Consider the following 9,254-nt stretch of genomic DNA (forward strand, 5'->3'; position numbering starts at 1 on the left):
ATCATCTTCCTGACCATGCTGATCAAAGGGATTTTCTTCCCGCTGTCGGCTGCCAGTTACAAATCCATGGCGCGCATGCGTGCAGTGGCACCGAAACTGGCTGCGCTGAAAGAGCAACATGGCGATGACCGGCAGAAAATGTCGCAAGCCATGATGGAGCTGTACAAGAAAGAGAAGATCAATCCGCTGGGTGGTTGCTTGCCAATCCTCGTGCAGATGCCGGTTTTCCTGTCGTTGTACTGGGTTCTGCTCGAAAGCGTTGAAATGCGCCAAGCGCCGTTCATGCTGTGGATCACTGACCTGTCGATCAAGGATCCGTTCTTCATTCTGCCGATCATCATGGGTGCAACCATGTTCATCCAGCAGCAGTTGAACCCGACGCCTCCGGATCCGATGCAGGCGAAGGTGATGAAAATGATGCCAATCATCTTCACCTTCTTCTTCCTGTGGTTCCCGGCCGGTCTCGTGCTGTACTGGGTAGTGAACAACGTATTGTCGATTGCCCAACAGTGGTACATCACGCGTAAGATCGAAGCGGCTAGCAAAAAAGCCGAGGCGTAACTTGCTCTGTGGATAACCACTCAAAACGCCCCCTAGTGGGGCGTTTTGCTATCTGTCACTTTTGTCTGGATACCGGTTCATGAACGCTCCTCGTGAAACCATCGCCGCCGTCGCTACTGCCCAGGGTCGAGGCGGGGTTGGCATCGTTCGTATTTCCGGGCCATTGGCGAGTGTTGCCGCCAAGGCCTTCTGTGGTCGCGATCTGAAACCGCGATTCGCTCATTACGGTCCGTTTCTCAGTGAAAACGACGAGGTACTGGACCAAGGAATCGCTCTGTATTTTCCGGGACCGAATTCCTTCACGGGTGAAGATGTCCTGGAACTCCAGGGACATGGCGGGCCGATTGTTCTGGATATGCTGCTGCAGCGGTGTGTGCAACTGGGTTGCCGCCTGGCTCGACCAGGCGAATTCAGCGAGCGCGCATTCCTCAATGACAAACTCGATCTGGCGCAGGCTGAAGCCATCGCCGACTTGATTGAAGCCAGTTCTGCACAGGCCGCCCGAAATGCTCTGCGTTCCTTGCAAGGTGCTTTTTCCACACGTGTGCATAACCTCACCGAGCAGCTGATCAGCCTGCGGATTTATGTCGAAGCCGCCATCGACTTCCCCGAAGAAGAAATCGACTTCCTCGCTGATGGCCACGTTCTGAGCATGCTCGATAAAGTCCGTGAAGAGTTATCCACCGTTGTGCGCGAAGCCGGACAAGGTGCGTTGTTGCGCGATGGCATGACGGTAGTGATTGCCGGCCGACCAAATGCCGGTAAGTCCAGCCTGCTCAACGCGTTGGCCGGCCGGGAAGCTGCAATCGTCACCGAGATCGCCGGCACCACCCGGGACGTTCTTCGCGAACATATCCACATCGATGGGATGCCGTTGCATGTGGTCGACACCGCTGGCTTGCGAGATACCGACGATCATGTGGAAAAGATTGGCGTTGAACGGGCATTGAAAGCCATTGGCGAAGCCGATCGCGTACTGCTGGTGGTGGATGCGACGGCCCCGGAAGCGCTGGATCCCTTCGCTTTGTGGCCGGAATTCCTCGAGACCCGGCCAGACCCGGCAAAGGTTACGTTGATCCGCAACAAGGCGGATCTGACCGGCGAAGCCATTGCGCTGGAAGTCAGTGAAGATGGGCATGTCACCATCAGCCTGAGTGCAAAAACCGCTGGCAATGGTCTGGAGCTTCTTCGCGATCATCTCAAGGCATGCATGGGTTATGAACAGACGTCGGAAAGCAGTTTCAGTGCCCGCAGACGCCATCTTGAGGCGCTGGGTCATGCCAGTGCCGCGCTCGAACACGGCCGCGCACAGCTGACGCTGGCGGGGGCGGGTGAACTGCTCGCCGAAGATTTGCGTCAGGCCCAGCAATCCTTGGGGGAAATCACTGGCGCGTTCAGTTCCGATGACCTGTTGGGTCGCATCTTCTCCAGTTTTTGCATCGGCAAGTAACTCCCCTCGTTGTCCACAGACAGGCCACCCGCGCCTGTCTTTTTTTTCCTTTTCATTGCCTATCGATGAGTGCTGAGCGGTTTTTCTGACTGCTTGTGCGGAATCTGCGTGTCTGTCTTTTACTTTTGGCAGCCTTTTCTGTGGATTAAGCCCTGTGAATAACAGCGTCTAAGGGCAGTTGATAACAGGGCCTGAAAACTGAAGAAAACCCCCTCTGTGGATAACAGGCATTTTAATCCACAGGCTTACACCGGTTATCCAAGGGCCTCCCTGGCACATGACCACAGGGTTTTGAATCGCTGTACACATTGATAATAAAGGCCTGTAGCAATCTATCCACAGAAATCTCGGTCAGTAGAAATAAACATAAAAACAAAGATTTAATAAATTTCTCTCTTTTTAATTTCTATAACCGCGACTTCTCCACAGCTGGTTAAATTTTGTGCAAAGGGTTCTTTAGGAAGGGCGAAGTCCCTATACTTGTCGACCAGGTCCAAAAACCTGAGCTCAAACTATTCCTGAATTACCTACTTAAGCAGGCACGAGGTGCGTGGTGGATTTCCCTTCCCGTTTTGAAGTGATCGTCATCGGCGGCGGTCATGCCGGTACCGAGGCAGCACTGGCCTCAGCACGTATGGGGGTCAAAACCCTGTTGCTGACGCATAACGTGGAAACCCTCGGTGCCATGAGTTGCAATCCGGCCATTGGCGGCATCGGTAAAAGCCATCTGGTGAAGGAAATCGATGCCCTTGGCGGCGCGATGGCCATCGCTACCGATAAGGGTGGCATCCAGTTTCGCGTGTTGAACAGCCGCAAAGGCCCAGCCGTGCGCGCAACCCGTGCTCAGGCAGACCGGGTTCTGTACAAGGCAGCTGTCCGCGAAATCCTGGAAAACCAGCCGAACCTGTGGATATTTCAACAGGCCGCTGATGACTTGATCGTTGAACAAGAGCAAGTGCGTGGCGTAGTCACGCAAATGGGCCTGCGTTTTCTTGCCGATTCGGTGGTTTTGACCACCGGTACGTTCCTCGGTGGACTTATCCACATTGGCCTGCAGAATTTTTCCGGTGGCCGTGCCGGTGATCCACCGTCGATTGCCCTGGCGCACCGTTTGCGTGAATTGCCGCTTCGCGTCGGTCGCCTGAAAACCGGTACACCGCCGCGAATCGATGCCCGTTCCGTGGATTTCTCGGTGATGACCGAGCAAGCCGGCGATACGCCAATCCCGGTAATGTCGTTCATGGGCAACAAGGAACAGCATCCCCGGCAGATCAGTTGCTGGATTACTCACACCAACGCCCGCACCCACGAAATCATTGCCGCGAACCTCGATCGTTCGCCGATGTATTCCGCTGCCGGTGAGATCGAAGGCGTCGGCCCGCGTTACTGCCCGTCGATCGAAGACAAGATCCATCGCTTTGCCGACAAGGAAAGCCACCAGGTCTTCATCGAACCGGAAGGTTTGACCACCAACGAGCTGTATCCGAACGGGATATCCACAAGCCTGCCGTTCGACGTGCAATTGCAGATCGTGCAATCGATCCGCGGCATGGAAAACGCGCACATCGTGCGTCCGGGCTATGCCATCGAGTACGACTACTTCGATCCGCGTGACCTGAAATACAGCCTGGAAACCAAGGTGATCGGCGGTCTGTTCTTCGCCGGGCAAATCAACGGCACCACCGGTTATGAAGAGGCCGGCGCCCAGGGTTTGCTGGCCGGCACCAACGCTGCGCTGCGTGCGCAGGGCAAAGATGCCTGGTGTCCGCGTCGCGATGAGGCGTATATCGGGGTGTTGGTCGACGACCTGATTACCCTTGGCACCCAAGAGCCGTACCGGATGTTCACTTCCCGTGCCGAATACCGTTTGATTCTGCGCGAAGACAATGCCGACCTGCGCTTGACTGAAAAAGGTCGCGAATTGGGACTGGTCGATGACGCTCGTTGGGCGGCTTTCTGCAAAAAACGCGAAAGCATCGAACTGGAAGAGCAACGTCTGAAGAGCACCTGGGTCCGCCCGGGTACCGAGCAAGGCGATGCGATTTCCGAAAAATTCGGCACGCCGTTGACCCACGAATACAACTTGCTCAATCTCTTGAGCCGTCCGGAAATCGACTACGCTGGTCTGATTGCCGTAACCGGTAACGGCGCAGAAGATCCGCAAGTGGCCGAACAAGTCGAAATCAAGACCAAGTACGCCGGTTACATTGATCGTCAACAGGATGAAATTGCCCGTCTGCGCGCAAGTGAAGACACCAAACTGCCTGTGGATATCGATTACACGAATATTTCCGGTCTCTCCAAAGAGATACAGAGCAAACTCGGTGCAACCCGTCCGGAAACTCTGGGCCAGGCGTCGCGGATTCCGGGGGTTACGCCGGCAGCCATTTCGCTGTTGATGATTCATTTGAAAAAACGCGGCGCGGGCCGTCAGTTGGAGCAAAGCGCTTGAGTTCGTTGGTCACTTCGCAACACGCAGATGAGTTATCCACAGGTGCCCGCCAGCTTGGTGTCACGCTGACAGAAACCCAGCATGCGCAGCTGCTGGGCTATCTGGCTCTGTTGATCAAGTGGAACAAGGCCTACAACCTGACCGCGGTTCGTGATCCCGACGAAATGGTCTCGCGTCATTTGCTCGATAGCCTGAGCGTGATGTCATTCATCGAAAACGGTCGCTGGCTGGATGTCGGCAGTGGTGGCGGCATGCCTGGTATCCCGCTGGCCATCCTGTTTCCTGAGGCGCAAGTGACTTGCCTGGACAGTAACGGCAAGAAAACCCGCTTCCTGACCCAGGTCAAACTCGAACTCAAACTGGATAACCTGCAAGTTATCCACAGTCGCGTTGAAGCATTCCAGCCTGCAGAGCCTTTTAACGGGATCATCTCCCGGGCTTTCAGCAGCATGGAAAACTTCACAAACTGGACTCGCCACCTTGGCGACGCCGACACCCGTTGGCTGGCAATGAAGGGCGTTCATCCCGCCGATGAGCTGGTAGCATTGCCGGCAGACTTCCACCTCGATAGCGAACATGCCCTGGCCGTACCCGGTTGCCAAGGCCAACGTCATCTGCTGATACTGCGCCGCACGGCATGATTGGGAACACAAGCAAGAATGGCTAAGGTATTCGCGATAGCGAACCAGAAAGGTGGTGTGGGCAAGACCACTACCTGCATCAACCTCGCAGCATCCCTCGTCGCCACCAAGCGTCGGGTGTTGTTGATCGATCTCGATCCACAGGGCAACGCCACCATGGGTAGCGGTGTGGATAAACACGGCCTGGAAAACTCGGTCTACGACCTGTTGATCGGTGAATGCGACCTGGCCCAGGCCATGCACTACTCCGAGCATGGTGGTTACCAGTTGTTGCCGGCTAACCGTGACCTGACGGCCGCGGAAGTGGTACTGCTGGAAATGCAGATGAAGGAGAGTCGTCTGCGCAGTGCGCTGGCGCCGATCCGTGAAAACTATGATTACATTTTGATCGACTGCCCGCCGTCCTTGTCGATGCTGACGTTGAACGCACTGGTGGCCGCCGACGGCGTAATTATCCCCATGCAGTGCGAGTATTTTGCACTCGAAGGTTTGAGCGACCTTGTGGATAACATCAAGCGTATCGCTGAACTGCTGAACCCGAACCTCAAGGTCGAAGGTTTGTTGCGCACCATGTACGACCCACGCCTGAGCCTGATGAACGATGTCTCGGCTCAGCTCAAAGAACATTTCGGTGACCAGCTGTACGACACGGTCATTCCGCGCAACATCCGTCTGGCCGAAGCGCCGAGCTACGGCATGCCGGCGCTGGCGTACGACAAAGCATCGCGGGGCGCTATTGCCTATCTGGCCCTGGCGGGCGAAATGGTTCGTCGTCAGCGCAAAAACTCACGCATCGCCGCCGCTCAGGCAACTTAAGGAATCCCCATGGCCGTCAAGAAACGAGGTCTCGGACGTGGACTGGATGCACTGCTGAGTGGTCCGACCGTCAGCTCGCTGGAAGAACAAGCGGCGCAAGCCGATCATCGTGAGTTGCAACACCTGCCCCTGGACCTGCTCCAGCGCGGTAAATACCAGCCGCGTCGCGATATGGATCCTCAAGCTCTGGAAGAGCTGGCGCAGTCGATCAAGGCCCAAGGTGTGATGCAACCGATCGTGGTACGCCCGATCGGCGGCGGTCGTTTTGAAATCATCGCTGGTGAACGGCGCTGGCGCGCCAGCCAGCAGGCCGGGCAGGAAACCATTCCGGCGATGGTGCGCGATGTGCCGGATGAAACTGCCATCGCCATTGCTCTGATCGAGAACATCCAGCGCGAAGACCTCAACCCGATCGAAGAAGCAGTGGCTTTGCAGCGTCTGCAGCAGGAATTCCAGCTGACCCAGCAGCAAGTGGCCGAAGCGGTGGGTAAGTCACGGGTGACCGTGGCCAACTTGTTACGCCTGATTTCGCTGCCGGAAGTCATCAAGACCATGTTGTCCCATGGCGACCTGGAAATGGGGCATGCCCGTGCATTGCTCGGTTTGCCGGACAATCAACAGGTTGAAGGGGCGCGACATGTTGTCGCACGAGGACTGACTGTGCGCCAGACTGAAGCACTGGTTCGCCAGTGGTTGAGTGGCAAACCGGAGCCCGTCGAACCTGCAAAACCGGACCCGGATATTGCCCGCCTGGAACAGCGTCTGGCCGAGCGCCTAGGCTCTGCGGTGCAGATTCGACACGGGAAGAAGGGCAAAGGGCAGTTAGTGATTGGTTACAACTCACTGGATGAGCTTCAAGGCGTACTCGCACATATCCGCTGAAACATTTCCTCATGTAGCGTGCAGTCGGAAATCACTACCTGACAGTTGAATAGGGGCAGAACCGCCCCTATACTCTGCGCGCATTTTGTCGGCACAAATTATGCCAAGTTATTGAATTTCGGCAGCCGACCATTGGAGAGCAATAACGATGGAAACCCGCACGCCAAACCGCTTGCCTTTCCATCGCCTGGCGGTTTTTCCGGTGTTAATGGCTCAATTCGTGGTCTTGCTCATTGCCGCTTTGGCGCTCTGGCAATGGCACGGAGTCGTTGCCGGGTACTCGGGACTTTGCGGAGGCCTGATAGCCTTGCTGCCCAATGTGTATTTCGCTCACAGGGCATTTCGGTTTTCCGGCGCCCGAGCAGCCCAGTCCATCGTCCGGTCGTTTTATGCCGGCGAGGCGGGGAAACTGATTTTGACGGCAGTGCTGTTTGCACTGGTGTTTGCAGGTGTGAAGCCACTGGCGCCGATTGCAGTATTCGGTGCCTTCGTGCTGACTCAGTCGGTCAGCTGGTTCGCTCCCCTGCTGATGAGAACAAGACTTTCGAGACCTTAGGGCGTTTGAGGCAACCATGGCAGAAACAACCGCTTCGGGCTATATCCAGCACCACTTGCAGAACCTGACCTTCGGTCAGCACCCTACCGGCGGCTGGGGCTTTGCCCACACCGCAGCAGAAGCCAAGGAAATGGGCTTCTGGGCTTTCCACGTCGATACCCTCGGCTGGTCTGTCGCATTGGGTCTGATCTTCGTTCTTCTTTTCCGCATGGCGGCAAAGAAGGCGACCTCCGGTCAGCCAGGTGCTTTGCAGAACTTCGTTGAAGTATTGGTCGAATTCGTCGATGGCAGCGTGAAAGACAGCTTCCATGGCCGTAGCCCGGTGATTGCACCGCTGGCACTGACCATCTTCGTCTGGGTGTTCCTGATGAACGCCGTCGACCTGGTACCGGTCGACTGGATTCCTCAGCTGGCCATCCTGATCTCCGGCGATGCCCACATCCCGTTCCGCGCCGTGTCGACTACCGACCCGAACGCGACTCTGGGCATGGCATTCTCGGTTTTCGCACTGATCATTTTCTACAGCATCAAGGTCAAGGGCCTCGGCGGTTTCATCGGCGAGCTGACCCTGCACCCGTTCGGCAGCAAGAACATCTTCGTTCAAGCCCTGCTGATCCCGGTGAACTTCCTGCTGGAATTCGTGACCCTGATCGCCAAGCCGATCTCCCTGGCTCTGCGTCTGTTCGGCAACATGTATGCCGGCGAGCTGGTCTTCATCCTGATTGCTGTGATGTTCGGCAGCGGTCTGCTCTGGCTTAGTGGCCTGGGCGTTGTTCTGCAGTGGGCGTGGGCTGTGTTCCACATCCTGATCATCACTCTGCAGGCGTTCATCTTCATGATGCTGACCATCGTCTACCTGTCGATGGCACACGAAGAAAACCATTAAGACCAGTCTCGACTAGTCTGATGTCCTTCCCGGTAAAACGGGAAGGGGCTCCTGACGGAGCATCTGAAACGATTTGTTTTACCGCTTTAATCTAAAAAACCTAAACCATACGACGTAAAAGTCGGGAGGAAAGATGGAAACTGTAGTTGGTCTAACCGCTATCGCTGTTGCACTGTTGATCGGCCTGGGCGCACTGGGTACCGCAATTGGTTTCGGCCTGCTGGGCGGCAAGTTCCTGGAAGGCGCAGCGCGTCAGCCAGAAATGGTTCCAATGCTGCAAGTTAAAATGTTCATCGTTGCCGGTCTGCTCGACGCCGTAACCATGATCGGTGTTGGTATCGCTCTGTTCTTCACCTTTGCGAACCCGTTCGTTGGTCAGATCGCTGGCTAATTACTCGGATCTTCCGGGTAATTTGGTGTGATGGACAACGTAACTGCGAGGTGTTGGCGTGAACATTAATGCGACCCTGATTGGCCAGTCCGTTGCGTTCCTGATTTTTGTATTGTTCTGCATGAAGTTCGTATGGCCTCCGGTCATCGCGGCTCTGCACGAACGTCAAAAGAAGATCGCTGATGGTCTGGACGCTGCCAGCCGTGCAGCTCGCGACCTGGAGTTGGCCCAAGAGAAAGCGGGTCAGCAACTGCGCGAAGCGAAAGCTCAGGCAGCTGAAATCATCGAGCAAGCCAAGAAACGCGGTACCCAGATTGTCGACGAAGCCCGTGAACAGGCTCGCGTCGAAGCTGACCGTGTGAAGGCTCAGGCTCAGGCCGAGATCGAACAGGAACTGAACAGCGTCAAAGACGCGCTGCGCGCCCAAGTGGGTAGCCTGGCCGTTGGCGGTGCTGCGAAGATCCTGGGTGCCACAATCGATCAAAACGCGCACGCAGAGCTGGTTAACCAACTGGCTGCTGAAATCTAAGCGAGGGCGATCATGGCAGAACTGACCACGTTGGCCCGACCTTACGCTAAGGCGGCCTTCGAGCACGCTCAGGCCCACCAGCAACTGGCC

Annotated in this window: 10 protein-coding genes and 1 pseudogene; all 11 read left to right on the forward strand. The window is 56.1% G+C overall.

Annotated elements, in window-relative coordinates:
• Positions 1-561 (forward strand): membrane protein insertase YidC (gene yidC, locus D8U69_RS14735; protein WP_130907603.1); only part of this gene is annotated, 561 nt, incomplete at its 5' end.
• 79 nt (positions 562-640) lie between these two features.
• Positions 641-2,011 carry a tRNA uridine-5-carboxymethylaminomethyl(34) synthesis GTPase MnmE gene (gene mnmE / locus D8U69_RS14740; protein ID WP_130907604.1) on the forward strand — a complete coding sequence of 457 codons (1,371 nt, stop codon included), beginning with the start codon at positions 641-643 and terminating at the stop codon, positions 2,009-2,011.
• 553 nt (positions 2,012-2,564) lie between these two features.
• Entirely contained in the window at positions 2,565-4,463 is a 1,899-nt protein-coding gene (gene mnmG, locus D8U69_RS14750) for a tRNA uridine-5-carboxymethylaminomethyl(34) synthesis enzyme MnmG (RefSeq protein WP_056854262.1), read from the forward strand.
• Complete coding sequence (gene rsmG / locus D8U69_RS14755; RefSeq protein WP_056854263.1) at positions 4,460-5,104, forward strand: 16S rRNA (guanine(527)-N(7))-methyltransferase RsmG; 645 nt, start codon at positions 4,460-4,462, stop codon at positions 5,102-5,104. The genes mnmG and rsmG overlap by 4 nt, the downstream gene beginning before the upstream one ends.
• Positions 5,105-5,122: 18 nt before the next feature.
• A complete protein-coding gene (locus D8U69_RS14760) occupies positions 5,123-5,920 on the forward strand; it encodes a ParA family protein (RefSeq protein ID WP_056854264.1) in 798 nt (265 codons plus the stop codon).
• A gap of 9 nt (positions 5,921-5,929) precedes the next feature.
• Positions 5,930-6,802 carry a ParB/RepB/Spo0J family partition protein gene (locus D8U69_RS14765; RefSeq protein ID WP_056854265.1) on the forward strand — a complete coding sequence of 291 codons (873 nt, stop codon included), beginning with the start codon at positions 5,930-5,932 and terminating at the stop codon, positions 6,800-6,802.
• Between the two features lie 148 nt (positions 6,803-6,950).
• Positions 6,951-7,358 (forward strand): F0F1 ATP synthase subunit I, encoded by a 408-nt coding sequence (locus tag D8U69_RS14770; RefSeq protein WP_056854266.1) that lies wholly within the window; start codon positions 6,951-6,953, stop codon positions 7,356-7,358.
• Between the two features lie 16 nt (positions 7,359-7,374).
• Complete coding sequence (gene atpB / locus D8U69_RS14775) at positions 7,375-8,244, forward strand: F0F1 ATP synthase subunit A (RefSeq protein WP_015097443.1); 870 nt, start codon at positions 7,375-7,377, stop codon at positions 8,242-8,244.
• Positions 8,245-8,377: 133 nt separating this feature from the next.
• Positions 8,378-8,635: a F0F1 ATP synthase subunit C gene (atpE, locus tag D8U69_RS14780; RefSeq protein WP_003097235.1), complete on the forward strand. Its 258-nt coding sequence runs from the start codon at positions 8,378-8,380 to the stop codon at positions 8,633-8,635.
• Between the two features lie 58 nt (positions 8,636-8,693).
• Positions 8,694-9,164 carry a F0F1 ATP synthase subunit B gene (locus tag D8U69_RS14785; protein ID WP_056854267.1) on the forward strand — a complete coding sequence of 157 codons (471 nt, stop codon included), beginning with the start codon at positions 8,694-8,696 and terminating at the stop codon, positions 9,162-9,164.
• A 12-nt stretch (positions 9,165-9,176) separates the two neighbouring features.
• A pseudogene (locus D8U69_RS14790) lies at positions 9,177-9,254 on the forward strand (F0F1 ATP synthase subunit delta); the annotation flags it as partial.

Source organism: Pseudomonas sp. Sample_16, assembly GCF_004307665.1.
Lineage (GTDB): Bacteria > Pseudomonadota > Gammaproteobacteria > Pseudomonadales > Pseudomonadaceae > Aquipseudomonas.